The sequence below is a fragment of the Eudoraea algarum genome (genome assembly GCF_050589645.1).
Taxonomy (GTDB): Bacteria; Bacteroidota; Bacteroidia; order Flavobacteriales; family Flavobacteriaceae; genus JBNGOQ01.
In genome coordinates, this window is the sequence record NZ_JBNGOQ010000001.1 from 934,070 (window position 1) to 959,790 (window position 25,721).

21 protein-coding genes are annotated in these 25,721 nt (G+C 46.4%); 16 read left to right on the forward strand and 5 right to left on the reverse strand.

Annotated features, from left to right (window positions below; translation table 11 throughout):
- Positions 1-102: 102 nt before the first annotated feature.
- The 6 genes from ACRD67_RS04300 to tsaB are packed head-to-tail and all read left to right on the forward strand — an operon-like array spanning position 103 to position 6,523.
- The gene (locus ACRD67_RS04300; protein ID WP_430965804.1) at positions 103-804 is read left to right on the forward strand and encodes an ABC transporter ATP-binding protein; all 702 of its coding nucleotides are present in this window, start codon (positions 103-105) and stop codon (positions 802-804) included.
- A complete protein-coding gene (locus ACRD67_RS04305; protein WP_430965805.1) occupies positions 797-2,026 on the forward strand; it encodes an ABC transporter permease in 1,230 nt (409 codons plus the stop codon). Before ACRD67_RS04300 ends, ACRD67_RS04305 begins: the two co-directional genes overlap by 8 nt.
- Position 2,027: 1 nt before the next feature.
- Positions 2,028-3,284 carry an ABC transporter permease gene (locus ACRD67_RS04310; protein WP_430965806.1) on the forward strand — a complete coding sequence of 419 codons (1,257 nt, stop codon included), beginning with the start codon at positions 2,028-2,030 and terminating at the stop codon, positions 3,282-3,284.
- A gap of 27 nt (positions 3,285-3,311) precedes the next feature.
- The gene (locus tag ACRD67_RS04315; protein ID WP_430965807.1) at positions 3,312-4,427 is read left to right on the forward strand and encodes an efflux RND transporter periplasmic adaptor subunit; all 1,116 of its coding nucleotides are present in this window, start codon (positions 3,312-3,314) and stop codon (positions 4,425-4,427) included.
- A 52-nt stretch (positions 4,428-4,479) separates the two neighbouring features.
- The gene (locus ACRD67_RS04320; RefSeq protein ID WP_430965808.1) at positions 4,480-5,820 is read left to right on the forward strand and encodes a TolC family protein; all 1,341 of its coding nucleotides are present in this window, start codon (positions 4,480-4,482) and stop codon (positions 5,818-5,820) included.
- A 28-nt stretch (positions 5,821-5,848) separates the two neighbouring features.
- Positions 5,849-6,523, forward strand: a complete 675-nt coding sequence (tsaB, locus tag ACRD67_RS04325) for a tRNA (adenosine(37)-N6)-threonylcarbamoyltransferase complex dimerization subunit type 1 TsaB (RefSeq protein ID WP_430965809.1) — start codon at positions 5,849-5,851, stop codon at positions 6,521-6,523.
- On the opposite strand, the gene ACRD67_RS04330 is transcribed toward tsaB, so the two are convergent.
- The 4 genes from ACRD67_RS04330 to ACRD67_RS04345 all read right to left on the reverse strand — a co-directional run bounded on the left by ACRD67_RS04330 (position 6,520) and on the right by ACRD67_RS04345 (position 10,800).
- Positions 6,520-7,341 (reverse strand): mechanosensitive ion channel family protein, encoded by an 822-nt coding sequence (locus ACRD67_RS04330; protein ID WP_430965810.1) that lies wholly within the window; start codon positions 7,339-7,341, stop codon positions 6,520-6,522. The genes tsaB and ACRD67_RS04330 overlap by 4 nt on opposite strands.
- Positions 7,342-7,413: 72 nt before the next feature.
- Complete coding sequence (locus tag ACRD67_RS04335) at positions 7,414-9,462, reverse strand: thioredoxin domain-containing protein (protein ID WP_430965811.1); 2,049 nt, start codon at positions 9,460-9,462, stop codon at positions 7,414-7,416.
- Positions 9,463-9,621: 159 nt separating this feature from the next.
- Entirely contained in the window at positions 9,622-9,822 is a 201-nt protein-coding gene (locus ACRD67_RS04340) for a dodecin family protein (protein ID WP_430965812.1), read from the reverse strand.
- Between the two features lie 72 nt (positions 9,823-9,894).
- Positions 9,895-10,800 (reverse strand): NifU family protein, encoded by a 906-nt coding sequence (locus ACRD67_RS04345; RefSeq protein WP_430965813.1) that lies wholly within the window; start codon positions 10,798-10,800, stop codon positions 9,895-9,897.
- Positions 10,801-10,922: 122 nt separating this feature from the next.
- Between ACRD67_RS04345 and ACRD67_RS04350 the strand changes: the two genes are divergently transcribed.
- Entirely contained in the window at positions 10,923-11,918 is a 996-nt protein-coding gene (locus ACRD67_RS04350) for a PorP/SprF family type IX secretion system membrane protein (protein WP_430966184.1), read from the forward strand.
- Between the two features lie 76 nt (positions 11,919-11,994).
- Here ACRD67_RS04350 and ACRD67_RS04355 read toward each other — a convergent pair whose 3' ends face one another.
- Positions 11,995-13,167 carry a VWA domain-containing protein gene (locus ACRD67_RS04355; RefSeq protein WP_430965814.1) on the reverse strand — a complete coding sequence of 391 codons (1,173 nt, stop codon included), beginning with the start codon at positions 13,165-13,167 and terminating at the stop codon, positions 11,995-11,997.
- A 210-nt stretch (positions 13,168-13,377) separates the two neighbouring features.
- Between ACRD67_RS04355 and ACRD67_RS04360 the strand changes: the two genes are divergently transcribed.
- The 9 genes from ACRD67_RS04360 (at position 13,378) to ACRD67_RS04400 (ending at position 25,709) form a co-directional block, all read left to right on the forward strand.
- Complete coding sequence (locus ACRD67_RS04360; RefSeq protein WP_430965815.1) at positions 13,378-15,582, forward strand: histidine kinase; 2,205 nt, start codon at positions 13,378-13,380, stop codon at positions 15,580-15,582.
- Positions 15,582-16,313 carry a LytR/AlgR family response regulator transcription factor gene (locus ACRD67_RS04365; RefSeq protein ID WP_430965816.1) on the forward strand — a complete coding sequence of 244 codons (732 nt, stop codon included), beginning with the start codon at positions 15,582-15,584 and terminating at the stop codon, positions 16,311-16,313. Before ACRD67_RS04360 ends, ACRD67_RS04365 begins: the two co-directional genes overlap by 1 nt.
- Before the next feature lie 11 nt (positions 16,314-16,324).
- The gene (locus tag ACRD67_RS04370; RefSeq protein WP_430965817.1) at positions 16,325-16,837 is read left to right on the forward strand and encodes a gamma carbonic anhydrase family protein; all 513 of its coding nucleotides are present in this window, start codon (positions 16,325-16,327) and stop codon (positions 16,835-16,837) included.
- A 63-nt stretch (positions 16,838-16,900) separates the two neighbouring features.
- The gene (gene fabD, locus ACRD67_RS04375) at positions 16,901-17,788 is read left to right on the forward strand and encodes an ACP S-malonyltransferase (RefSeq protein WP_430965818.1); all 888 of its coding nucleotides are present in this window, start codon (positions 16,901-16,903) and stop codon (positions 17,786-17,788) included.
- 163 nt (positions 17,789-17,951) lie between these two features.
- Positions 17,952-20,720 carry a T9SS type B sorting domain-containing protein gene (locus ACRD67_RS04380; protein WP_430965819.1) on the forward strand — a complete coding sequence of 923 codons (2,769 nt, stop codon included), beginning with the start codon at positions 17,952-17,954 and terminating at the stop codon, positions 20,718-20,720.
- A 15-nt stretch (positions 20,721-20,735) separates the two neighbouring features.
- Positions 20,736-21,716 (forward strand): PorP/SprF family type IX secretion system membrane protein, encoded by a 981-nt coding sequence (locus ACRD67_RS04385; RefSeq protein ID WP_430965820.1) that lies wholly within the window; start codon positions 20,736-20,738, stop codon positions 21,714-21,716.
- A gap of 13 nt (positions 21,717-21,729) precedes the next feature.
- On the forward strand, positions 21,730-23,655 hold the full coding sequence (locus ACRD67_RS04390) for an OmpA family protein (protein ID WP_430965821.1): 1,926 nt from the start codon (positions 21,730-21,732) through the stop codon (positions 23,653-23,655).
- A 76-nt stretch (positions 23,656-23,731) separates the two neighbouring features.
- Positions 23,732-23,989, forward strand: coding sequence for a DUF4212 domain-containing protein (locus ACRD67_RS04395; RefSeq protein ID WP_430965822.1), 258 nt, complete (start codon positions 23,732-23,734; stop codon positions 23,987-23,989).
- Positions 23,990-24,017: 28 nt separating this feature from the next.
- A complete protein-coding gene (locus tag ACRD67_RS04400) occupies positions 24,018-25,709 on the forward strand; it encodes a sodium:solute symporter family protein (protein ID WP_430965823.1) in 1,692 nt (563 codons plus the stop codon).
- Positions 25,710-25,721: the final 12 nt, after the last annotated feature.

Below are 25,721 nucleotides of genomic sequence, written 5' to 3' on the forward strand. Positions count from 1 at the left end.
CATATACAAGAACGAGCGCGGGACCCTATTTGAGACGTGGGGTTTTCCGTTGCAAGCATAAACCCGCTACACGGGCAGCAAACGGCTAAAACACAACCGACCATGATTGAAATCAAAGATCTTCATAAGTCCTATCAAATGGGAAGCAATTCCCTACATGTGCTAAAAGGGATAAACTTCTCCGTCAAGGAGGGCGAACTGGTAGCCATTATGGGCTCTTCGGGTTCCGGAAAATCTACTTTGCTCAATATTCTGGGCATGCTGGATGTGGCCAATGAAGGTGAATATATGTTGGATGGGGTCCCCATCAAAGATCTCAACGAGACCAAGGCGGCCAGATACCGCAACAAGTTTTTGGGTTTTGTCTTCCAATCCTTTAACCTGATCAATTATAAAAGTGCTTTGGAAAATGTGGCACTCCCTTTATACTATCAGCGGGTACCTAGAAAGGAACGTCAGGAGAAGGCCCTAAAATATTTGGAGCAGGTAGGCCTTAAGGAATGGGCTACCCACTTGCCAAGCGAACTTTCAGGAGGTCAAAAGCAACGTGTGGCCATAGCAAGGGCCATGGCAGCGGAACCCAAGGTACTATTGGCCGATGAGCCTACCGGGGCCTTGGACAGTACCACTTCTTACGAGGTAATGGACCTTATACAAAAGATTAACGATCAGGGCAATACCATTTTAGTGGTGACCCATGAAGAGGACATAGCACATATGTGCAAACGCATCGTACATCTTAAGGATGGCGTAATCGTAGAAGACAAGAAGGTAAAACAAGTAAGGGCTTCGGAATATGTTTGATAGGGACATTTGGCAAGAAATATTTCACAGTATCAAGAACAACAAACTCAGGACCTTCCTGACCGGTTTTTCTGTTGGCTGGGGCATCTTCATTTTGGTCATGCTCCTGGCCTCGGTGAACGGGATGCAAAATGGTTTTACCGGGCAGTTCAATGACGATGCCACCAATTCTATTTTTATTCGCCCAGGAAATACTTCCAAAGCCTATGCAGGCTTTGAAGCCGATCGTAGGATCCAACTCAAAAATGATGATATTGAATATATCAGACGGAGTTTTCCCGAGGATTTTGTAGACATCAGTGCACGCTTTTTCAGGGGCGTCTCGGCCCGTTATAAAGCCGAAACCGGATCCTACTCGGTACAAGCGGTACATCCGGACCATCAGGTTATTGAAAAGACCATTGTTACCCAGGGAAGGTATATCAATAACAACGATATTGCCACTGGGGCCAAGGTGGCCGTCATAGGCAGAAAAGTAGGGCAAGACCTGTTCAAGACCGAGGACCCCATAGGAAAGTTCGTGGAGTTCAACGGACTCCCGTTTCGGGTTATTGGAATTTTTATAGATGAGGGCGATGACAATGCCGAACGGGGCATCTACACTCCGGTGAGCACCTATCAGCGCATCTATGGCAATACGGACAAAATTGATCAAATACTGCTCACCTATAATCCTACCTACGATTTGGCCAGGGCTTTGGAGTTTTCGGATCGTCTGGAGACCTTGATGAAACGAAAGCATAAGGTGTCGCCCAAGGACCAGTCGGGCATACGGGTATGGAACTACGCAGAGGCCTTTTCCGACATCAGCAGCTTTACCGGGGTTTTATCGGCAGTAAGTATTGGCGTTGGTTTTTTGATCCTCATCGCGGGCATTGTGGGCATCGGAAATATTATGGTCTTTATCATAAAGGAGCGCACCAAGGAAATCGGGGTACGTAAGGCCCTGGGCGCAGAACCCGGCCAGATCATTAAATTGGTTTTGTTGGAGTCCGTTTTTATTACGGCGCTGTCCGGATTTATCGGGCTGCTCTTCGCCACCGGAATTTTATCGCTCATTGGTCCCAGTATGCAAAGTCCGGCATTTACCAATCCGTCCGTAAGCTTTTCTACCGTGCTAACCGCCACCATTATTTTAGTGGTTGCAGGCTTGTTCGCAGGGATGATACCCGCTATAAAGGCGGCCAATGTAAAACCAATTGTAGCACTAAGGGATAAATAGTATGTGGTTATTCGATAAAGATCTTTGGAGTGAAGTTTTTAACACCTTGGGGAAGAATATGTTCCGTACGTTCCTCACCATGTTGGGCGTCATCTTTGCGATGATCATCCTCATGTTACTATTGGGCTCGGCCAATGGCATGAGCAACGGTTTTGACAATGTCTTTGCCGGCACGGCCTCCAACAGCCTTTTTGTATGGAGCCGTAGTACCTCTGAACCCTATAAGGGCTTTGAACGGGGCAGACGGATCCAGTTTAGGATCGAGGATGCCAGCATCCTGAAACAACAGATTCCGGAAATAGAGGTCCTGGCACCACGAATAGAGCTTGGAAACCATCGGGATGTGGTCACCGTGTATAGAAAGGGGCGAAAAAGTGGGTCCTCGGTCTATGGGGATTATCCGGAAATAGACAATATCACCAAAAAGAAATTGGTCGATGGCCGGTTCTTGAACCAAAATGATATTGACGCCTCCAAAAAGGTATGTGTTATCGGGGAAGAGACCTATAAACTGCTGTTTGATAAGGGCGAAAACGCCATAGGTGAGGATATTCGTATCAATGGCGTGTTTTTTAAGGTCATCGGGGTGTACAAACCCAATAACAATATCAATATAGATGGGGAAAATGCCGTCTTCATTCCCTTTTCTACTTTTCAGAAGGCCTTTAACTCGGGGGACCGCATGGGCTGGATGGCCATTGACGTAGACCCGGAGACCAGTGTGGCTGTCGTGGAGGAAAAGATCAAAAAGCTATTAAAGGGCAAATACGATATCCATCCGGACGATGAACGGGCCATTGGCAGTTTTGATATGTCCGAAATCTTCAACAATATAGCGGCCTTTACCACGGTATTAAAAGGGTTCTCCTTTTTTGTGGGCATTTTCACCTTATTGGCCGGCGTTATCGCCATTAGTAATATCCTTTTGATTACGGTAAAGGAACGCACCAAGGAAATTGGGGTAAGGCGGGCACTCGGGGCCACGCCCCGGATCGTAAAACGGCAGATCGTGGTGGAGGCCATCGTTTTGACCGCTTTTGCCGGACTTGTCGGTTTTGCCCTTTCCGTGGGCATTCTCGCGGCACTCGATGCTGCCTTTGGTCAGGGCAATGATTTTCCCTTTAGGGACCCCATGGTAAGCATACCCCAGTTTGGTATCTCCTTTTTATTGATGATCAGCCTTAGTGTGCTGATCGGGATGATTCCGGCTAACAGGGCGATAAAAGTTAAACCCATAGATGCACTTAGAGAAGAATAAAAACAAATAACCATCAAAATATTGAGAATGAACAAGTACGTAAAATACGGATTAATAGGAGTGGGCGTGATAGGAATTTTAGGAGCTACCGCCTATTTCATAAAACAGAACAGTACCCCGGCCAAGCTCTATGAGACCGAGAGCCTGGAAAAGAAGGATATTGTAAACCAGGTCATTGTTACCGGGAAGGTCATCCCAGAGGATGAGATCAACATCAAACCACAGATTTCGGGCATCATCAATAAAATTTTCCTGGAGGAAGGGGATGAGGTTAAGGAGGGCGATTTAATTGCCACCATAAAGGTAGTGCCCAATGAGCAGTCACTGGCCAGTGCCAGGGGGCGGGTTAAGAACGCGGAGGTGAGTTTGGCCAATGCCAAAACCGAATACGATAGGAATAAGGCCATTTTTGATAAGGGCGTTATTTCCAGTCAGGATTTCAATGCCATAAAACTGACCTATGACCAGGCCAAGTTAGAGCTGGAGAATGCCAGGAACGATTACCAGATCATTCGCGTGGGATCGGCAGGCGGTTCGTCCAGTGCCAATACCAATATCAGGTCTACGGTGGCCGGTACCATTTTGGAGATTCCGGTAAAGGAAGGTGATCAGGTCATTGAAAGTAACAACTTCAACGACGGAACCACCATTGCCACCATTGCGGATATGACCAAAATGATCTTTGAAGGTGAAGTGGACGAGGCCGAAGTGGGCAAGCTCAAATTAGGGATGCCCCTGGAAATAAGCTTGGGTGCCCTGGAAAAATCGACCTTTGAGGCTATTTTGAAATTCATTGCGCCCAAAGGGGTAGAGGAAGAGGGTGCCGTTCAGTTTAAAATTGAAGGGGACCTGGTGGTCCATGATAGCGCCTATGTGAGGGCCGGTTACAGTGCCAATGCCTCCATAGTACTGGAGGAGAAAAAGGATGTGCTGTCCATTAAAGAGGCTTTGTTGCAATTTGATAAGGAAACGGAACAGCCCTTTGTTGAGATCGAGGTGGGCGTGAACGAGTTTGAGCGTAAAGATCTGGAACTGGGCGTGAGCGATGGTATAGATGTGGAAGTGGTATCCGGTCTGGAAGAGGATGCCAAGGTCAAAGTATGGAACGAACTCGAGAAGGAGGATGAGGATGAAGATTCCTAAAAAGCACAACAAGACATCAATCAAAATCATTAATCAAAAAAATTACCACCACATGAAATTTAAGATAGCAATACTACTGGCTCTTTTTTCCGTTGGAATAGCTTCGGCACAGTTGAAAAAATGGACGCTGGTCGAATGTGTTACCTATGCCGTGGAGAACAATTTGAGTGTAGCGCAATTTGAGTTGGATCTGGATAATGCCAAGATCGATAGGTCCGATGCCCTGGGCGCATTTCTTCCGGATCTAAATGCATCCACGAGTGCATCCGGGAACACAGGGCTGTCCTTTGATCCCACAAACAACGAACCGGTGACCACTACCATCTTTACGGCGTCGGGCAGCATTACCTCCTCGGCAACCCTTTTTGATGGGCTACGGAATTACAAGCGTTTGCACAGGGCAGAGCTCAACGCCATTGCCAATCAATACCGACTCGAAGATTTAAAGGACGATATACGGCTTATGGTGGCCAACGCCTATTTGCAGGTGGTCTCCAACAAGGAATCCCTAAAGGTGTTCAGGGCCCAATACGCCGTAACCGAACAAGACCTAAAGCGAACCAAGGAATTGGTAGAATCCGGTGTGGTGCCAAGAGGCGATCAATTGGAGATCGAGGCCACCGCCGCTACCCAGGAACAGCAGATCGTAAATGCGGAAAGCCTAGTGCTTATCTCACGAATCAATCTGGCGCAGCTCTTGCAAATTACAGACTACGAGAATTTTGACATTGCCCAGGAGGAGTTTGATATTCCGCCCTCGGACATTTTGAACAATTCTGCCAAGACCATTTTTGCCAAGGCCCTGACCTTCAGGAACGATATTAAATTTTCCCAGTCCGGCGTGGACCTGGCCTCCAAGGATGTAGAAATTGCCAAAGGGGCCCGATACCCTACCTTAAGTGCATTTTTTAACTACAATACGCGTTATTCGGATCAAAACTTGGATCCCGTGACCGGGGAACTGATTGGTTTTAAGGAACAGTTGTATATCAATGATGGGATTTCCTATGGCGCACAGTTGAACATTCCGATCTTCAACGGTTTTAGCACGAGAAACAATATAGAACGGTCCAAAATAAGCCTGCTCAAGGCCAAGCTGCAATTGGAACAGGATAAACTAGACCTGGAGACGAATATCAATCAGGCCTATGTGGATGTGACCAATTTTTATAAGTCCTATGAGGCGGCAGAAAAGACCTTGGAAGCTCGGCGTTTGGCCTATGAGTATTCCAAGGAACGGTTTAATGTGGGCCTAATGAACGCGTTCGACTTTAGTCAGGCGCAATCCCGAGTAGACAATGCCGAGGCCGAGGTCATCCGGACCAAATACGACTACATTTTTAGGTTAAAGATATTGGAGTTCTATTTTGGTATCCCAATTCGATTGAACTAAACGGAAGTACCCTATATTTGTGGCCGATATGGCCTATATACTAAATTTGGAGACCGCCACCACCAATTGTTCGGTGAGCCTTGGAAAGGATGGGCAACAAATAGCCCTAAGGGAACAAAATAGTCCCAACTACTCCCACTCCGAACAACTGCACATTTTTATACGGGAAGCCTTGGAAGAGGCTTCCCTGTCTTTAGGCGACCTGGATGCCATTGCGGTTAGCAAGGGCCCGGGTTCCTATACCGGTTTGCGTATTGGCGTTTCCGCCGCCAAAGGGTTATGTTTCTCTTTAGACCTTCCCCTAATTGCCGTTCCTACCCTGGAAAGTATGGCGCATCAACCGCTATCCAAGGAAGTAGATATCATTATCCCCGCCCTGGATGCCAGGCGTATGGAAGTATATGCCGCTGTTTTTAACAAGGAATTCCAGGAGCTCAGGGAGACCCGGGCCGAGATTGTGGATGAGAACTCATTTGGGGACTATAAGGAAATGGGACAGGTGTGCATTGTGGGTTCCGGAGCGGCAAAATGCCAGGAACTGTTACAACACCCCAATTTTTGTTTCGATACCGCTGTGGTGCCCTCTGCCCGCGAAATGTGTGCGCTGTCGTTCCTGAAGTACGATCGGAAGGATTTTGAGGATGTGGCCTATTTTGAACCTTATTACCTAAAAGATTTTATCCTGCAAGGGAAAAAAACCTAGTCCACACTGTGAACCACCCGCTGTGGGAAGGGTATCTCTATACCGGCATCATCAAATCGCTGTTTAAGCTCCTCCAATACGTAAAAATGGGCAGCCCAGAAATCCTCGTTCTTTGCCCAGAAGCGCAAGCTCAACGTTACCGCACTATCGGCCAGTTCCCCTACGTAGACTTCGGGTACAGGTTCTTGGAGGATGCCCTCATGGTCCGCACAAATCTGCAATAAGAGATCCTTTGCCTTTTTAATGTTGGAGCCATAACCAATGCCCACATCAATTTTGTCGCGCCGGGTGTCTTCCACATTGTAATTGATGATATTGCTATTGGACAGCTGGCCGTTGGGAATAATGGCAACTTGATTGCCAAAGGTATTCAGTTTGGTGGTGAAGATGGTGATTTCCTTTACCGTACCATCTACCCCTTGGGCCGAAATAAAGTCCCCTACCTTAAAAGGCTTAAAGAGCAAAATAAGCACCCCGCCCGCAAAATTGGCCAAGGACCCCTGAAGGGCAAGGCCTACGGCCAGACCGGCCGCACCTACGATGGCCACCAAGGAAGAGGATTTTACCCCCAATTGGGTGACCACAAGCACAAAGAGTATGACCTTTAGGGTAATCCCGATAAAACTTTGGAGAAAACTTTCGAGGGTCTCATCGTAATCCTTTCGCTCAAAGAATTTACGGACCAAGCGGTTAATGAACTTCACCACCCAGAGGCCAACAACCAAAATAAGGATGGCGGTTACCAAATTGGGTAAAAGTTTCCACACCCAGTCAATGGCATTTTCTATATGTTGCTGGTAATCGGTGAGCTGTTCCATAGGTTCATATTTAAAGTGCAAAGCAATAAAAATTCCCAACTGAAATCAACAAAAAGGGAAACAAAAATCAACTTAATCCGTCTTTGTTGGCCTCAATTGGGCCAAAGCGGCTTCAGTCTGGGCCACGGGCAGCTTACAAGCACCGTTTACACAGGCGTAGATCAAGGTTTCGCCCTCCAGGTACTTATGTTGTAGCACGGCCAATTCACTGTCCTTTTCGGTTCCGGTAAACACGACGTTCGGCAGGTAATGGGAATACAGTTCCCTGGCCATTTCCTTGTAGGCTTTCCCTACCAGGGCCACCTCGTAAAACGGTTCCTGGGTATACAGGACCAGATGCATCCAATTGGCATGGCTCCGTCCGCTTTTATGAAAGTTCTCCTGCACGTTTTTTAGCATTACCCGCGCCAGGCCTTCATAATCCGATTCCGGAAAAAGTTTGGAAAGCTTGTAGAGGTTGTTGGCCATTATGGAGTTGGAGGCCGGAATAACATTGTCCGCAGTCTCGATCGTTCTACGAATGACAAAGGCATCCTTTTTTGAGGTAAAGAAGAACATGCCGCTATCCGCATCCAAAAAGTGGGTTATACAATGGTCCAGTAGTTCCTTGGAGCGGTAAAGCCACTGCTCATCAAAGGTAAGCTCGTATAGGGCCAAAAAGGCATCTATTACGGTGGCGTAATCCTCCAGATAGCCCGGAATGGTATTTTTACCGTTTTTATGGTTGTGAAATAAGGGGTGGTCCGCATTTCCCCATTGTTTTTGTATAAAATGGGCATTCTTCAGTGCAAGCTGCAAATAGTCATCCTTGCCCAAATACCTGTAGGCATCTACCAAACCCTTAAGCATTAACCCATTCCATGAAGTAAGGATTTTGTCGTCCAATCGGGGTTTACTCCGTTTGTTCCGCTCTTTTTTAAGCAGGTCCAGGCAATCTTTTAAGGTGGTTTCCAGGGTTGCCGTATCGATGCCATGTTTTTTTGCTATCCCATTTTTTGCGGAATCCCTGATCAAAACGTAGTGGTCATGCTCCCAATGGCCGTAGCTATTAATGTTGTAGTAATCTTTGAACAAGGGGAAACGATCTCCCAACAAGTTTTGCAAAACCTCCTTATCCCAGACGTAGAAAGCCCCTTCTTCCAGTTCTCCGGCCTCGTTTAAGCTGTCGGCATCGAGCGAGGAATAAAAACCGTGTCCGCTATCCGTCAGTTCCTCAATGACAAAAGCAATGGTCTGTTCCACTACCTCTTTGTACAATTCATTCTTGGTTAAGGCATACGCTTTGGCGTAGAGACTCACCAACTGCCCGTTGTCATATAACATCTTTTCAAAATGGGGCACGTGCCATTTGGTATCTACCGAGTAGCGCGAAAAACCCCCGCCCACATGATCAAAAATACCACCATAGGCCATGCGTGTTAGGCTTACCTCTACAAAATTTAGAACCTCTGTATCTTTTTGGGAAACGGCATAATGTAAAAGGAAGTCCAGGTTTCCAGGCATCATGAACTTGGGCGCCCGCTTATATCCGCCTAGAAAGGTATCAAAGTAACGCGACCAATTTTTAACGGCATCCCCAAGTTGATCCAGTGTAAATTCATCGGTATCGGTTTTGTTTTCGATCAGGTTGATGGCCCGGATTCCTTCGGTCAGCTTCTCGGCATGGCCTATGACCTTTTCCGGGTTTTTACGGTAGAGTTCCGAAAGCTCTTTTAATATGCGCATCCATTGCTCTTTTTTGACATAGGTAGCTCCCCAAAAGGGCCTACCATCGGGCAGGGCCACAATATTCAAGGGCCAACCCCCGCTACCGGTCATCATTTGCAGGGCATCCATGTAAATATGGTCCACATCGGGGCGTTCTTCCCGGTCGATTTTGATATTGATAAAATTATCGTTCATGACCTCGGCCACGGCCTCGTCCTCAAAACATTCTTTTTCCATCACATGGCACCAATGGCAGGCGGCGTAACCGATACTGATGAGCAAAAGTTTATCTTCTTTTTTGGCCTGCTCCAAAAGTTCATAGCTCCAAGCCTCCCATTGTACGGGGTTATGGGCATGCTGCAGCAGATAGGGACTGGTCTCTTTGATCAGGGCATTGGTATGTTTGTGGGTCATAGTGTCCAATTTTTGGGCAGGGCAAGCCCATGCACTTAGTACAAGCAGAATACAGCATAAATTCCTTAACATACCCAAAGGTAGAGGTAAAAAGGGAAAAAATTTGTACAAAAAAAGCGCCGACAATAGGGCGCTTTTAAGCGTTAGGGACCGTTTCTGTTATTTTACCTCGAAGGTAATTTTAACGTTTACCCGGAATTCGGTCACTTCGCCATCATTTACGATGGCACTCTGATCTTGGATATATACAGAGCGTATATTTTGTACGGATTTGGATGCCTGGGAAACCGCTTTCTTAGTGGCGTCCTCCCAACTCTCATTAGAGTTGGCCAGTACCTCTATTACCTTTAAAATTGCCATAATTAGTGTTTTTAAGATTTCTCTTAAAGTTAGCAAATAAAACACAGAATGGCACATAAATAAAGGGCAAAATCAGCCATTTAGAGCCACTACCTCCCGTACCTTATCGCCCATCATATTTTTCAGCATGGTTTCAATGCCATTTTTTAAGGTAAATGTCGATGAAGGACAGCCGCTGCAGGCTCCCTGCAAAATAACGTTCACTGTTTTGCTTTCCTTTTCATAGGATTTGAAGAGGATATTACCTCCGTCGCTGGCCACGGCAGGTTTTACATACTCCTCCAGGATATCTACAATCTGCTTCGAGGTATCGTCAAGATTTTCATGCTGCCCCTGTACCTTTGGCGTTTCCGTGGTTTTTGTTGCCGTTGTGATGTCTGCTGAGACCACTTCCTTGCCCTCCGCGAGAAAGGCGCGTATAAATTCCCGAAGCTCAAGGGTAATTTCGTTCCAATCGGCCATATCGTACTTGGTGATGGAAATATAGTTCTCGTCAAAGAACACCTCCTTTACAAAAGGAAAATGGAACAGTTGTTTGGCGAGCTCGGAGGACGCTGTCTCATCAATGTTCTTGAACTCAAAAATGCGCGCTACAATTTTTTTATTGGCAACGAATTTCATGACCGCAGGATTGGGGGTAAGTTCTGCGTAGATGGTAATCGGGACGGTTTTTAGGTTCTCCTCCTCCAGTACTACCGGTTCCCCGGCATTAAGGTATTCTACCAATTGCTGGGCCACCTCGTCCTTTACGTCTTCCCATGCCACAATATCATAACGTTCCAACGCGATAAAGTTGCCCGAAATATACACGGTTTTGACGAATGGTAGGTAAAACAACTGCTGTGCCAAAGGAGAATTTTTGGCCTCGTCTATATTCTTGAACTCATAATTGTTGTTCTTCGTAATAAAATGGTTGGTATCAAATTTTAGGATTGCCGGGTTGTTGGTTTCCACAACGGTGATCATATACTCTTTCATGCCTTGAAAATTTTTACAAAAATACGAACTAAATCTAAGCTGACCTATACATAATAATGTAGCGTTTCATCCGTTATACCTTATATTTGGACGATATAATAACCATTATCCCCACCTCCCAAATGAAAAATCGATTATTGATTTTACTTTCTTTATTCGTTTTTGGCTCACAATCCTATGCACAAGAAGGAATTCCCGTTTATTTTGATTACCTGGCAGACAACTACTACTTGGTTTATCCATCCATGGCAGGAATAGGCGAGGGGGGCAAGATTCGACTTACGGCTAGGAAACAATGGTTTAGCGTGGATGAGGCACCCAACCTGCAAACCTTGAATGCACATTTTAGGGTAGGGGAGAAAAGTGGTGTTGGGGGTATTATCTTTAATGATGCCAATGGCTTTCATTCGCAAACGGGAATAAAATTTACCTATGCACACCATTTGAGGTTTTCCCGGGATTTGAGAAACCTGAATCAACTTTCCTTTGGTTTGAGTGCAGGCGCTATTTTGAGCAGTTTGGATGAAACGGAATTTCGATCGGTAATTCCCGATCCCATAATTACGGGCACCAAAAACACCGTTGGGTATTTTAACGTGGATTTTGGCATGTCGTACAATTTTTTGGAGTTTTATGCCCATGTTGCGGCCCTGAACATACTGGGTAGTGGTCGGGATCTCTATACGGCCATAGAATTTGACAACCTACGACGGTATTTGCTATCAGTGGGTTATGTGTTTGGCAAAGGGGAATGGCAGATAGAGCCGTCCGTACTTTTACAGTTGACCGAATTTACCCAGGAAAAGACCGTGGATATCAATGCCAAAGTATACAGGGAGGTTAGCTTTGGTACCGTATGGGGAGGCTTGTCCTACAGAAGAAGTTTCGATGGGGCGCAGTTCCAGGCCAATGGAAGTTTTGGTGAGCAAAGACTACAGTTGTTTACCCCTATCGTTGGGGTAAATTACAAGAACTTTATGTTTTCCTATAATTATTCCTATCAGTCCGGGGAAATCCGCTTGGACAATGGTGGCTTCCACCAGATAACCTTGGGGTATAACTTTGGACAGGACACAGAGAAAAAATACGATTGTAAATGTCCGGCGGTCAACCTGTAAACATGTAAATGGGCCTATCAGCAAGAGCGACAGACCCATTTACCCAACACCAACCTACAACTACCTGTTTATTACCTTAATCCCATTTGTAATTCTTCTTGGCGGCCTGTTTTTGAATAGCTGTTAACATGGCGTTTTCCAACTCGCCCGTAGCTTCCTCACTTTGATGCTTGGCAATATAGGCCTCGCGCTTTTTGTTCAATTCTTGGATCTCCTTTTGGATTTTGCTCCGTTCGGTCTTTTTCCCTTCGATATAGGTTTCGATCTCCTTTTCGGACTTGCCCTTTAGTTCCTCTGGTAGATCATCCGTTTTAATGTCGGAAATGTCCAATTCCTCCTCCGCAACCGCGTCCACCAGGTCCCACTGGGAGTTTTTGTACAAGCGGGAACTTTTGCTGACCGCCCTTTTTACCGCTGTGGCCTCTTCCATATCCATGGCGTTGGCATCCTGTTCCATCTGCAATTTCTGTTTGGCCCTCCCCATGGTACCATAGGAGATATAGGTACGGTTCAATCGGGAATTCAGTTTTATGATGACATCGTCATAAGGGGTGTCTATGTGCACCACCTTTCTGTTGTGGTCAATGGCCATATATTCGCCGCCGGTCAACTTGGCGCCATTTTTCCATTCCGTGTTGATGCCCTGCTCATAGTTACCACAGAAAATGGTGTTGACAATGATGTCCTTTTCCTTGGCATTGGTTACCGCATCCTTGTAGTTGAGTTTCCCTTGCGTAAAGGGCTCGTTGCCTGCAATAAAGATCATTTTTAGATCATCGGGATTTTTGCCCCACTCCAATTGCAGTAGCGATGTGTGAATGACCTGGCCGCAGAATTCCTCGCCCCCGTTCGTAGTAAGGGAGAACAGTTTTTCGGAAATCTCATCCAGATCCCCACTAAAACCTAGGACCTGCTGTATATAGCCTTCCCTGGACGATAGATCGTCGTTTCCATATTGGTAGAGTGCAATCTGTAGTTCTGGGCGTGATGCGTTACCGCATTTGGCATAGGAAAATTTGTTTACGATATCCCATAACTGCGCTTTTGCCTGATTGATCAGACCATCCATACTGTTACTGGTATCCAACAGGAGTGCGATCTTTACATAATGCTTGGCGGGTTTTTCCGGGACCGTGGCCTGGGCCACAATGGGTTCGGGGGCCGCTTTTGTTTTGAGCTCACAACCGAACAAGGTAGTAGTCGATAGGAGCAAAATGCCAATACTGGTGATATGTCTTACTGTTTTCATCTTTTGGATTTATTTGAATTATGGGCTAAAAGTAGGTCTGAACTTTTTTTTAAAAAAAGGACAATGAGGGAAGGGGTACTTTAAATGAGGGAAACGGATCTTTGATTTCGTAAATGCCAAAAACAAGGGCTTTTTGGACCTTATTCTTAGGATTCCCTATTTTTTAAAACCGTTGAAAACCCCTAAGTTTATGCCGTTCAAAGGTAACGTATGCAAAAGTTGGGCAACATAGCGATAGTGCTTTTCCTCACCTGCCACCTCGGATTTGCGCAGGTGCAACGGAGTGCGCCCACGTATGAGGTAAGGGGTTCTGTGAAGGGAAAGGAAAGCCATACGCCCATTTCCGGGGCCGAGGTGTTTACCCCGGGAGGGGCCTATACCCGAACCGATGCCCTGGGCGAATTCAGGATCAGGGTGGCAACAGGCGATGAGCTGATCATTCAAAGTACAGCCTTTGAAACGGTCAGACATATCATCAAGAACGATGATGATATCGTGATTCTTGTGGAGGGTCAAACCACCGATGAACCGGAAAGCAAACGAAAAAAATTGGCCGTGACAACGGTAGCATCGCATCAAAACTATCTGGATTCTGCCAAGCAATATTTACGAACCGATATAGAAAAGAGTATCGATTTCATAACCCGTTCCATTGAACTCCTGGGAAAAAGGGGCAACAACAGACAGTTGGCCGAGTCCCTTACTACCCTTGGCGAACTCTACCAATACCATAAACAATACGACCTGGCCATAGCCAATTACAAAGATGCGCTGGAAGCCCGGAAATCTACACGAACCACATTGCTCTTGGGTGCTACCTATGTGTTGAGTGGCGACTTTGCCAACGCGGAAGCCACCCTTCTGCCTTTGCTGAAGCTGAAGAAAATGGTCCCCTATCAACGCATTCAGCTTTATGAGGGCCTTGGGGATACGTATACCGGTCTTAGCAGCTTGGATGATGCGGTGGCCTATTACAATGAGGGCCTAACGGTAGCAGAGAAAAACCAGATAGCCCCAAAGATTACCGATTTGAACTCCAAAATTGCGGATGCATACGCCAGGGACGATCGATCGGTAGAGGCCGAGGGATACTTTAACAACTCGCTAAAATTATCCAGGAGTCAGGCTCCACAGCGCGCTATTCAGGAAAATGAGAAGGTGGCCGATTTTTACAATAAAAAAAACAGGTACGGGGAGGAAATAGAACTTCGAAAAGAAAGTTTGAACGAATTGAACCAACTGGACGTAAAGAAGGTCGAGAAAGGCGCTACCCCCAACCAGCCGGACTCCATTACCGCACAGCGTATCAATTACAAAATTGCCACTGCCTATATTGCCCAAGACAAGTTGGACGAGGCCATACCGTATTTGGAAAAGAGTATTAGCGAGGCAGATGATGACGATGACTTGATCGTTCAAAAAGATGCCACCAGGAAGTTATCCGAACTGTACAGGAACAAAGGCGATTTTACAAGGGCTCTGGAAACCTATCAAAAATACGTGGCCGTGGTAGATACCCTGTACGTGCGCAAAGAACAGGAAATCTCAAGGGCGGCGCGTTTTAACCGGGAAATAGCAGCAAAACAAAGCCGTATCTCGGGCCTTGAGCAGGAGCGTGAACTTTCGCAGAGCAAGTACGACCTGGCACTGACATCACAGCAGTTGGTACAGGAGAGCAATAAAAGACAAAAATGGGTCATTTATTCCCTGATTTTTGGGCTCTTTCTGACCGGTTTGGCCGCTTTCTTCTTCTATCGCAGCAACAAGCAACAAAAGTTGGCGAACAACCTACTGGCCCTGAAGTCGCTCAGGTCCCAGATGAACCCGCATTTTATCTTCAACGCCCTAAATTCTGTGAATAATTTTATCGCCAAAAGCGACGAGCGGAGTGCCAATCGATATTTAAGCGAGTTTTCTACCCTAATGCGAGCCGTCCTGGAAAATTCCGAGGAGGATTTTATCCCCCTGACCAAAGAATTGGAGCTTATAGAACTCTATACCAAATTGGAACATTCCAGGTTCCAGGATAAGTTCGATTATAAGATACAGCTAGACGAACATATTGATGTGGACGCCTTTCAAATCCCTCCGATGCTTTTGCAGCCTTACATAGAAAATGCCATTTGGCACGGTCTCCGTTACAAGGAGGAGAAGGGTTTTTTACATATTGACCTTACCCAAAAAAACAAGGAGACCATTGAAATTAGCGTTATCGATAATGGTATCGGAAGAAAAAAGTCCACCCAATTGAAGACGGCGAATCAGAAAAAGCAAAAATCCAAGGGCATGGGGAATATCAAGAAGCGTATTTCCATACTCAATAACATGTACAAGGACAAGGTAGATGTCAGCATCACCAATTTGTACAAGGATGCCACCGGGACCAAGGTAATATTGACCCTAAAAAAAGACTGATGCAGTTACACGCCATTATAGTTGAGGACGAGGCAAACAGCAGGGAGATTCTAAGGAATTACCTGAGCAAATATTGTAGGAACGTAAACTTGCTGGGAGAGGCAGAAGGCATACAGGAAGGTCTGGAACTCATTGCACAAAAAAAACCCGATCTGGTGTTTTTGGATGTGGAAATGCCCTTTGGCAATGCCTTTGACCTTTTGGACCAGGTACCGGACCGAAGCTTTGAAACCGTTTTTGTAACCGCGTACAACCAATACGCCATGGATGCCTTGAACAACCACGCCGCCTACTATTTGATGAAGCCTATCAATATAGACGAGTTGGTCAAGGCAGTGGATTATGTGGTGGACATCAAAACAAGGGAAAACGCCCTGGAAGACCGCATTTTAAAGCCTAAACTAAAGAAGGTGGAAGGGAAGATTACCTTACCCCAACAGGATGGCTTTCAGGTCCTTAATGTCCCGGATATTCTATACTGTAAGGCGGACGACAACTATACCGAGATCTATCTGGAAAAAAGAAGAATAGTGGTCAGTAAAACCCTAAAGTACTTCGAGGAAGTTTTGTCCGGTTTTACCTTTGCCCGAATCCATAAATCCTACCTTGTAAACGTAAACGAGGTAGTGAAGTACAAGCGGGGAAAAGGCGGAAGCGTGGTCATTTCCAATGGTAAGGAGTTGTTGGTGTCCGCTTCCAAAAAGAAGGAATTGTTGTCCTATTTTGAATAAATGCATAAAAGATGATTATCAAGACCATCAATGGAAAATCGCCCCAAATGGGGAAAGATTGTTTTATTGCCGATAATGCGGTGATTGTGGGCGATGTTGTAATGGGCGACCAGTGTAGCATTTGGTTCAATGCTGTGATCAGAGGGGATGTGCATTATATAAAAATGGGTCACAAGGTAAATGTGCAGGACGGGGCCGTAGTGCACTGTACCTATTTAAAGGCCCCGACCCATATTGGGAACAACGTTTCCATAGGGCACAACGCCATCGTCCATGGATGTACCATTAGGGATAATGTTTTGGTAGGAATGGGCAGTATCATTATGGATGACTGTGTGGTGGGGTCTAACAGTATTATTGCGGCTGGAGCCGTGTTGACGCAGGGTACCCAGGTGCCCGAAGGTTCTATTTTCGCTGGGATGCCTGCAAAAAAAATTAAGGATATCAGCCCGGAACTGAGCCGTGGTGAAATCGATAGAATTGCCAATAACTACGTAAAATATGCGAGCTGGTTCAAAGAATAGGCCATGGCAACTTTGTAAATCAAATATTCCCTATTTTTGTCCCTTACCAAAAAAACCAAAAGCATGACTGCATATGTATTTCCTGGTCAAGGTGCCCAATTTGTTGGAATGGGCCTTGACCTTTACGAAAAATATCCCCTGGCCCAAGAGCTTTTTGAGAACGCCAATGATATCTTGGATTTTTCCATTACGGATATCATGTTCGAAGGCACAGCTGAGGATTTAAAGCAGACCAAGGTAACCCAGCCTGCTATTTTCCTGCACTCCGTTATTCTTAGCAAGGTTATGGGAGAACTTTTTAAGCCCCATATGGTAGCAGGGCATTCCCTTGGGGAATTCTCGGCCCTGGTGGCCAACAATACCTTAAATTTTGAGGACGGCTTACAACTGGTCTTTCAGAGGGCCATGGCCATGCAAAAAGCATGTGAATTGCAGCCCAGTACCATGGCCGCCGTTTTGGGGTTGGATGATGCTGTAGTGGAGAGGATATGCGAGGAAACACCTGGCATTGTGGTCCCTGCCAATTATAATTGTCCTGGACAATTGGTCATTTCTGGCGATGTGGAAGCCGTAAATGCGGCCTGCGAAAGCCTTAAGGAAGCTGGTGCAAGAAGGGCTTTGGTACTGCCCGTTGGCGGTGCTTTTCATTCCCCCTTGATGGAACCGGCAAGAGAGGAGCTGGCGGCGGCTATAGAAGGTACCGGATTTGAGGCCCCTAGTTGCCCTATTTATCAAAACGTATCCACTACGGCCGTACGGGATGCGACGACCATAAAGAAAAATCTGATATCGCAACTTACGGCACCGGTAAAATGGACACAAAGTGTACAGCAAATGGTCCAGGATGGGGCGCGTAGTTTCGTGGAAGTGGGCCCCGGAAAAGTACTACAGGGATTAGTGAGGAAAATTGAACAGACCGCGGAAACCTCTTCGGCAGAACTTCCACTTTAGAAAAACCGATGCTGCCGTACAACAGATAAAATCATATTTAGCCCATTTTTTTAGTGTGAGCACCGATTTTTTCTTATTATTGACTCCCGATTTTACCAAGCCTGGTTTTGCTGCTATGGATTGAATTTTTAGCTTCAAAAAGCTCGATATAGCGTATAACGATATGGTTTTTTTACTCCCAAAGCAATTTCTTAAAAAACTAGGCTTTTTTGGTGCGCTCTTTTGCATGGGCTTCTTTGGCTATGGGCAGGCTACCATTAGTATAAATGACCCTGCGCCGGTAGCGGAGGGCGATTCGGGCCCGGCAACGATCAACTTTCTCGTTAGTATAGACGCTTCCGACCCTTCTAACCCCATTACAGTGGATTATACCATAGCAGGTGGTAACGAGAACGGTACGGTAGCTACCCTGACCTTTCCGGCAAATACGGCAACACTCTCGCAAACGGTTGTAGTAACCACAACCGGAGATACTGCTATAGAAGCGGACGAATTGGTGAGCATTACCCTGAGCAATCCCAGCGCCAATGCCGTGCTGGCCGCGGATAATGTGGGCAACAGTAGTTTTACCGATGACGACAGCTGCGCTGCCGGAACCACGGCACCTGTATTGGATGCTCCGGTACCGACGGTTTTCTGTGATGTGGTCAACCAGGACTTGGATGTCTATACGAACAGTGTACCACCTGCCAACTCCGAACTGGTTTGGAGTACGGACCCTGATACCTCCAATGATAGTGCCTTCCTGCCCAGTTCCATAGTAAATACCACAGGCACCTACTATGGCTTTTTCTATGATGCAGTAAATTCCTGTGCCAGTCAGACCCTGGAGGTAACCTTAACGACGAACACCACACCTTCCCCAGGCATCGTGAACAATGTTTCGGCCTGTAGCTCTAACGGTGATGGCAATAGCATAATAGACCTCGATGACCAGCTCACTGGCGCCGATGCGGGAAACTGGGCCCTGACAAGCGCTCCGGGTGGTGCAACGATTACTATAAACGCTTCCAATATTGTGAATTTTAATGGAGAGCCAGAGGGAAATTACGAATTTACCTATACGACAACAGGCGCGGTTGCCCCTTGCACGGACCAGTCTACCTCTCCCGAACTGGTGGTTTCCGTCATTGATTGTTCGGAACCCTGCAATTCAGGTATTAACGCGCCTATTTTGGAGGCTTCCGTTTCCAGGGAGTTCTGCGATGTCATCAGTCAGGACCTTAGCGACTATACCAACAGTACCGCTCCTGCGGGGACCGTTCTCACCTGGAGTACGAATAGTGACCCTCTTGATACGGCAGCACATTTGATAAGTACCGTAGTGGCCGCACCGGGTGTTTATTTTGGTTTTTACTATGACGCCGTGAATTTATGTGCAAGTCCTTTGTTGGAAGTCCCATTGACCTTAAACTTTACACCCACCGTGGATAGTACCACCGAAGATAACCGCTGTGATATTGGTTCTATGACCTTGGAGGCTACAGTTAGTGCCGGGGGTACCCTAAATTGGTTCGATCAGCCTACCGGCGGAATCAATGTAGCTACCGGAACCTCTTTTACCACACCAATTCTGACTACCACTACGATATATTATGTGGAGGCGACAGCCAACAATTGTACCTCTGCAAGGACCCCGGTTTCCGCGACCATAAACCCAACCCCTTCACCAGGTACGGCCACAGACACCCAAGCTTGTAATGTGGCAGGTCCGGGAGGACCTACCAGTATAGATCTGGACAACCAACTTACAGGTGCGGACGTGGGTAGCTGGAGCATTACCACCGACCCATCGGGTGGGGGCATTGTCATAGATGCACAGAACATAGTGGATTTTACCGGCCTCGTAGCCGGGGACTATGTATTCACGTTTACGACCACTGGGGCACAGGCTCCCTGCGTTAATAGTTCGGTTACCCTGACCATCTCCATAAGTGATTGTATGGTAGACATGGACAATGACGGTTTAACGGATGCGGAAGAGGGCGTACTGGGTACGGATCCCAATAACCCCGATACGGACGGGGATACCATCCTGGATGGCCAGGAGGTTACCGATAATACAGACCCTCTGGATGATTGCGACTCTATAGGTGGCACACCTTTACCGACAAGTGATTGCGATAATGATGGCCTTACCACCAGCGAGGAGGGTACCTTGGGAACAGATCCCAATAATCCGGATACCGATGGGGACACCCTTTTGGATGGTCAGGAGGTAACCGACGGGACAGACCCCTTGGACCCCTGTGATCCCAATCTGACCCCGGATTGTAATCCGGCTGATATAGACCTTGCGCTGGATAAGGTCGTGGACAATGAGGGTCCTACCATTGGCGAGCGTATCGTTTTTACGTTAACCCTTACCAATCTCTCACAAAGTAGGGTGATCAATATTCGGGTAAACGAGCCCATAGAGATACCCCTAGGATTTTTGTATGTCTCACATACGTCAAGCTTGGGTAGCTATGATGAAAATACCGGGATTTGGGAAATCTTGGATTTCCCTGCGGATGGGGAGGCAAGCCTGGAAATTACTGTACAAGTGCCCTCTATAGGTACCTTTACCAATACCACCACCCTGCTAGCGTCTTTCCCCAATGACGGGAACAATGAAAACAACGAGGCCTCGGTGACTATTGTGGTCAATCCTAGGACCGATTTGGAATGCGGTGCGCTGTTCAATCAGTTTTCGCCCAATGGCGACGGCTTCAATGATTTCCTGACGGTGAATTGTAGTGATTTGTTCCCGACCTCCAATCTACAAGTTTTTGATAGGTACGGATACAGCGTCTTTGAGGCCAATGGATATGATAATACCTGGGACGGTACAGGTGACAATGGCCAACTGCCCAATGGCACCTACTTTTATATTTTGGATCTTGGCGATGGTACGGAAGTACAAAAAGGATGGATACAGATAATTCGATAAAGCGAACTAGAGAGTATGAGCAACCCATTATATAGAAATATCCTTATCTTTTCCTTCCTGTTTTACGGCATGGTCTCTAAGGCCTATGGACAGATTGAACCACAATATACCCAGTATATGTACAACATAGGGAGTTTTAATCCGGCTTATGTGGGTTCCGTGGAAACGGCAGAGATCGCTGCGCTGTACCGGGCACAATGGATAGATATCCCGGGGGCGCCTCAAACGGCAAGAATAGGATTGAACATTCCCTTGGCAAATGAAAAGCACGGGCTTGGGTTCAACGCCGTCAATGATCAGTTGGGCCCCACGAGCCAAACCTTTGTTGATATTGCCTACTCTTTTCAGGTAAATGTTTCGGACGATACCAAACTGGCCTTTGGGATAGACGCTGGAGGTTCCATATTGGATGTGGACTTTACCAAAGGAAATTTTGAAAATCCCAATGAACCCCTGTTGAACGGGAATACCTTGAACAAATTTTATCCCACGGTAGGGGCGGGGACATTCCTGTATGCGGAAAATTGGTACTTGGGGCTTTCCGTGCCCAACTTTTTAACCAGCGTGATCAACGATGAGGAGGTACAGGCATTTGTCAATGATCAGGTCCAGTTCAATTTCATAGGGGGGTATGTCTTTGATATTTCTGATGGATTGAAGTTTAAACCTGCATTTTTGGTCAACTACCTTGAAGGAGCCCCGGTAAACATCAATCTCTCCACCAATTTTTTGATAAGTGATGTGGTGACCATAGGAGCTTCCTATCGGATAGACAATGCAGTAAGCGGCTTGGCCGGCTTTCAGATTTCTGACGGCCTTTTTTTAGGGTATTCTTATGATTACAATACCAATGGGCTTGGGGAGTTCAATAGTGGTTCCCATGAGGCCATCCTAAAGTTCTATTTAGGAAAAGGAGGCGGAAAGCAACGGAAGACCAAGGAAAAAAGGAACGAAAAAGGGAAACCCAAACAAATTGATAGCCCAAGATTTTTCTAAAATGAAGGTAAACATGCGAGCAAGGACGGTAATGGTGTTTTTTTTGATGGTCACCACGCTATCTTTTGGACAGGATAAAAAATCCAAGGGCGATATTTTGTTCTTTGAGTATGCGTACAAAGCAGCTATTCAGGAGTACAACAAGGAAAAGGAGAAAAAGCCTTTGACCAATCAACAACTATTAAATTTGGCCGATGCCTATTACCAAACGGGCAATTACAAAGGCGCTTCCGAAAACTACATCGAAGTGTATAAAAAGGAGGAACCCTTTTCCAATCACTATTTTAACAAGATGCTCCTTAGCCTGGGTAGAACTTCGGGTACAGACCGGGTAAAGGCCTTCCTGGCCTCCAAGACCACCCCACTTCCCGAGGAACTGTTGGAAAACGCCAACTTTAATTTTGAATTGTTGGGTTCCAAGGATGCCTTTGAACTGGATTTTGAACTTTTTAATATTACGGGCAATAGTCCCCAATCCGATTTTTCGCCCACATTTTATAAAGATCGACTTTTGTTTACCAGTGGGCGGGGAAAAGATTCCAAGTCCGTATACGCCCCTTCTGGCGAAGCCTATCTCGATATTTTTGTGGCAAGAATGGAAAACAACGGAGATATTGGGACGGCAAACCGTTTTACGGATGTACCCGACTCCGAGTTCCATAAGGCCACACCTTTTTATTCTACTGATCTGAACAGTTTGTTTTATATCCTTTCCAATGCGGAGGACGGACAAATGGCTTTTGATAATAATGGCAAGAACGCATTGGCCATAGGCAAGGTAGATGAAAATGGAACTTTTGGATTTTTATTACGGGATTTGAGCACCTCTTTCTATTACCCTTTTTATGACGCCGCCAACGAAAAATTGTACTTCGCTGCCAATTTTTATGACAGTTATGGCGGTACCGACCTTTATTACGTGTACACCAACAAGGGACAGATCATGTCCGCGCCCATTAATCTGGGACCTCGGATAAACTCCGCGGGAAACGAAATAGCACCCTTTATTTTTGATAACAGCCTCTATTTTTCCTCCGATGTTTTTTACGGCTTGGGTGGGATGGATATCTATAAATCCAACTTCCAGTCAGACACCAGCTATAGCATTCCTATAAACCTGGGCCTAGGGATCAATTCCAGCGCCGATGACTTCGGGTTCATCATTAAGGATGATGGCACTACCGGTCTTTTGGGATATTTTTCCTCTAATCGCAAAGGGGGTAAAGGAGGTGATGATATCTACGGTTTTAGGGTAGCCGAAAAACCTGGATTGAAGACCTTGGTCTTTAAGGGAAAGGTTTCAAGACTGGGTTCCAAGTTAGGGGTGGATAAAGTTTCCATAAAACTTTTTGATTCCGATAACAACTTGATCACCGAAGTGTACACTAGGGAGGACGGAGCGTATCAATTGGAGATCCCATGGGTAGACCAAGTGGTGTTGACCGCTTCCAAGGAAAGGCACGAATTGTTTTCCAGGGCCTATGACAAGGCGGCCTTGGAAACAAAGGAAGCCACCTTGGATATTGACCTGACCATGCTCGATGACCTGGTGGAGGAAAAGGAAGAACAGACCATACTAAAGTTAAACGATTTTTTCTTCGCTAAAGGAAAATGGGAGGTAACCCCCGCAATAGCGCTGGAATTGGACAAAGTGGTGCTTGCCGTACAGAAATTTCCCGAACTGCAATTGCGAATTGAAGCACATACCGATAGTAGGGGAGGGAGCAGTACCAATTTTAGGCTTTCGCAAAACCGAGCGAACGGCATAAGGGATTATTTGATTCAAAAGGGAGTCCCAACAACCAATTTACTATATGCCGTGGGATATGGGGAGGATAAAATTCTGAACAATTGTACCAATGGGGTATTTTGTATTGAGCAACTGCACAAGGTAAACGAAAGATGCCTCATCGTAATCTTAAATTATAACCTTTTATAGCCGTAGTACCTGCTTTTTATGGCCACTTTGCACTATCTAGTGAGGATTGCCTATATTTATGCAAGTAAAAACTTCTATGGACAAGGTTTCTGCAGCACGAACTTATTGGAAAAAGAACTTGGTTTATCTTACCGTATTGCTTTCCATTTGGTTTTTGGTCTCCTATGGTTTTGGTATTCTTTTAAAGGACAGTCTTGATGAAATTCAAATAGGTGGATTTAAGCTGGGCTTTTGGTTTGCCCAGCAGGGCTCCATCTATGTTTTTGTAATACTCATTTTTATCTATGTTCGATTGATGAACAAACTTGATAAAAAATACGGTTTTGATGAATAAACCTTTGTCGATCTAATTCTTTTCGTGAATGACGGTACAAACCTGGACCTACATTTTGGTGGCGGTGACCTTTATGCTGTATATCGTGATCGCCTTCCTCTCCAGAGCTGGTTCCACCAAGGATTTTTACGTGGCCGGTGGCGGGGTGCCGCCTTTGGCCAATGGTTTGGCCACCGCCGCAGATTGGATGTCCGCAGCCTCCTTTTTGGGCATGGCCGGCCTAATATCGTTCAGCGGTTACGATGGCTCGGTCTATTTAATGGGATGGACAGGTGGCTACGTGCTCCTGGCCCTGTTATTGGCCCCCTACCTCAGGAAATTTGGGAAGTATACCGTTCCTGATTTCATCGGGGACCGCTACTATTCCAATTTGGCACGTACTGTTGCTGTCATTTGTGCCCTTTTGGTAAGCTTTACCTATGTGGCAGGCCAAATGAGGGGTGTTGGACTGGTGTTCTCCAGGTTTTTGGAAGTACCCGTTGAACGGGGCGTGGTGTACGGGATGGTCATTGTCCTGTTTTATGCTGTCCTGGGCGGGATGAAGGGAATTACCTATACCCAGGTGGCCCAATATTGTGTTTTGATTTTTGCGTTCATGGTGCCCGCCATATTCATATCCATTCAGATGACCGGAAATCCGGTTCCCCAATTGGGAATGGGCGGCCATATCCTCGGGGAAAGCGTATCCTTGCTCGATAAATTGGACGGCCTCTCGACGGACTTGGGATTTGCCCAATACACCAATGGGTCAAAGCCGGTTATAGATATCTTTTTTATTACTATGGCATTGATGGTAGGAACTGCAGGATTGCCACATGTCATCGTTCGCTTTTTTACCGTGCCCAAAGTACGGGATGCTAGGAAGTCGGCCGGGTATGCGCTTCTTTTTATTGCGGTGCTCTACACCACCGCTCCGGCTATTGCCGTATTTGCCAGGACCAATCTTTTGGAAACGGTGAGTAACAAGGAGTACGCCTCCATGCCCGCTTGGTTTTCCAAATGGGAGGCTACGGGACTGATCACCTTTGAGGACAAGAACGGGGATGGCAGGATTCAATATGTCGCGGATGAAGTTGTCAACGAACTCACGGTAGACCGGGATATCATGGTGTTGGCCAATCCCGAAATTGCCAATTTGCCCAATTGGGTCATTGCCCTCGTAGCGGCCGGTGGTCTTGCTGCGGCCCTATCCACGGCTGCCGGGTTGTTGCTGGTCATATCTACGTCCATATCACACGACTTAATTAAAAAACAAATTAAACCGGATATTTCCGATAAGGGGGAACTGATTGCTGCCCGCTTGTCTGCCTTTGCCGCCGTCTGCGTTGCCGGATACTTTGGCATAAACCCACGGGATTTTGTAGCGGCCACCGTGGCCCTGGCCTTTGGTCTGGCGGCCGCATCCTTCTTCCCGGCCATTATCCTGGGGATTTTTTATAAGAAAATGAACAAGGAAGGGGCCATTGCAGGCATGGTTTTTGGCATTGGCGTCATGGCCTTCTATATTCTCAAGTTCAAGTTCGATATGTTCGGAGGCGGGGGCCGTGAAGATTGGTGGTTTGGTATTTCTCCAGAAGGTTTTGGAACTGTCGCCATGATGCTTAACTTTATCGTTTCGATCATTATTTCAAAATTCACCGCAGATCCGCCGAAAGAAGTACAGGAAATCGTAGAAAATATAAGGATACCAAAGGGTTCCGGAAAGGCAAAATCGCATTAAAAACACAAGTTG

Coding starts and splice junctions, on each gene's coding strand:
- ACRD67_RS04300 (WP_430965804.1), top strand. CDS start 103: ATGATTGAAATCAAAGATCTTCATAAGTCCTATCAAATGGGAAGCAAT.
- ACRD67_RS04305 (WP_430965805.1), top strand. CDS start 797: ATGTTTGATAGGGACATTTGGCAAGAAATATTTCACAGTATCAAGAAC.
- ACRD67_RS04310 (WP_430965806.1), top strand. CDS start 2,028: ATGTGGTTATTCGATAAAGATCTTTGGAGTGAAGTTTTTAACACCTTG.
- ACRD67_RS04315 (WP_430965807.1), top strand. CDS start 3,312: ATGAACAAGTACGTAAAATACGGATTAATAGGAGTGGGCGTGATAGGA.
- ACRD67_RS04320 (WP_430965808.1), top strand. CDS start 4,480: ATGAAATTTAAGATAGCAATACTACTGGCTCTTTTTTCCGTTGGAATA.
- tsaB (WP_430965809.1), top strand. CDS start 5,849: ATGGCCTATATACTAAATTTGGAGACCGCCACCACCAATTGTTCGGTG.
- ACRD67_RS04330 (WP_430965810.1), bottom strand. CDS start 7,341: ATGGAACAGCTCACCGATTACCAGCAACATATAGAAAATGCCATTGAC.
- ACRD67_RS04335 (WP_430965811.1), bottom strand. CDS start 9,462: ATGACCCACAAACATACCAATGCCCTGATCAAAGAGACCAGTCCCTAT.
- ACRD67_RS04340 (WP_430965812.1), bottom strand. CDS start 9,822: ATGGCAATTTTAAAGGTAATAGAGGTACTGGCCAACTCTAATGAGAGT.
- ACRD67_RS04345 (WP_430965813.1), bottom strand. CDS start 10,800: ATGAAAGAGTATATGATCACCGTTGTGGAAACCAACAACCCGGCAATC.
- ACRD67_RS04350 (WP_430966184.1), top strand. CDS start 10,923: ATGAAAAATCGATTATTGATTTTACTTTCTTTATTCGTTTTTGGCTCA.
- ACRD67_RS04355 (WP_430965814.1), bottom strand. CDS start 13,167: ATGAAAACAGTAAGACATATCACCAGTATTGGCATTTTGCTCCTATCG.
- ACRD67_RS04360 (WP_430965815.1), top strand. CDS start 13,378: ATGCAAAAGTTGGGCAACATAGCGATAGTGCTTTTCCTCACCTGCCAC.
- ACRD67_RS04365 (WP_430965816.1), top strand. CDS start 15,582: ATGCAGTTACACGCCATTATAGTTGAGGACGAGGCAAACAGCAGGGAG.
- ACRD67_RS04370 (WP_430965817.1), top strand. CDS start 16,325: ATGATTATCAAGACCATCAATGGAAAATCGCCCCAAATGGGGAAAGAT.
- fabD (WP_430965818.1), top strand. CDS start 16,901: ATGACTGCATATGTATTTCCTGGTCAAGGTGCCCAATTTGTTGGAATG.
- ACRD67_RS04380 (WP_430965819.1), top strand. CDS start 17,952: ATGGTTTTTTTACTCCCAAAGCAATTTCTTAAAAAACTAGGCTTTTTT.
- ACRD67_RS04385 (WP_430965820.1), top strand. CDS start 20,736: ATGAGCAACCCATTATATAGAAATATCCTTATCTTTTCCTTCCTGTTT.
- ACRD67_RS04390 (WP_430965821.1), top strand. CDS start 21,730: ATGCGAGCAAGGACGGTAATGGTGTTTTTTTTGATGGTCACCACGCTA.
- ACRD67_RS04395 (WP_430965822.1), top strand. CDS start 23,732: ATGGACAAGGTTTCTGCAGCACGAACTTATTGGAAAAAGAACTTGGTT.
- ACRD67_RS04400 (WP_430965823.1), top strand. CDS start 24,018: ATGACGGTACAAACCTGGACCTACATTTTGGTGGCGGTGACCTTTATG.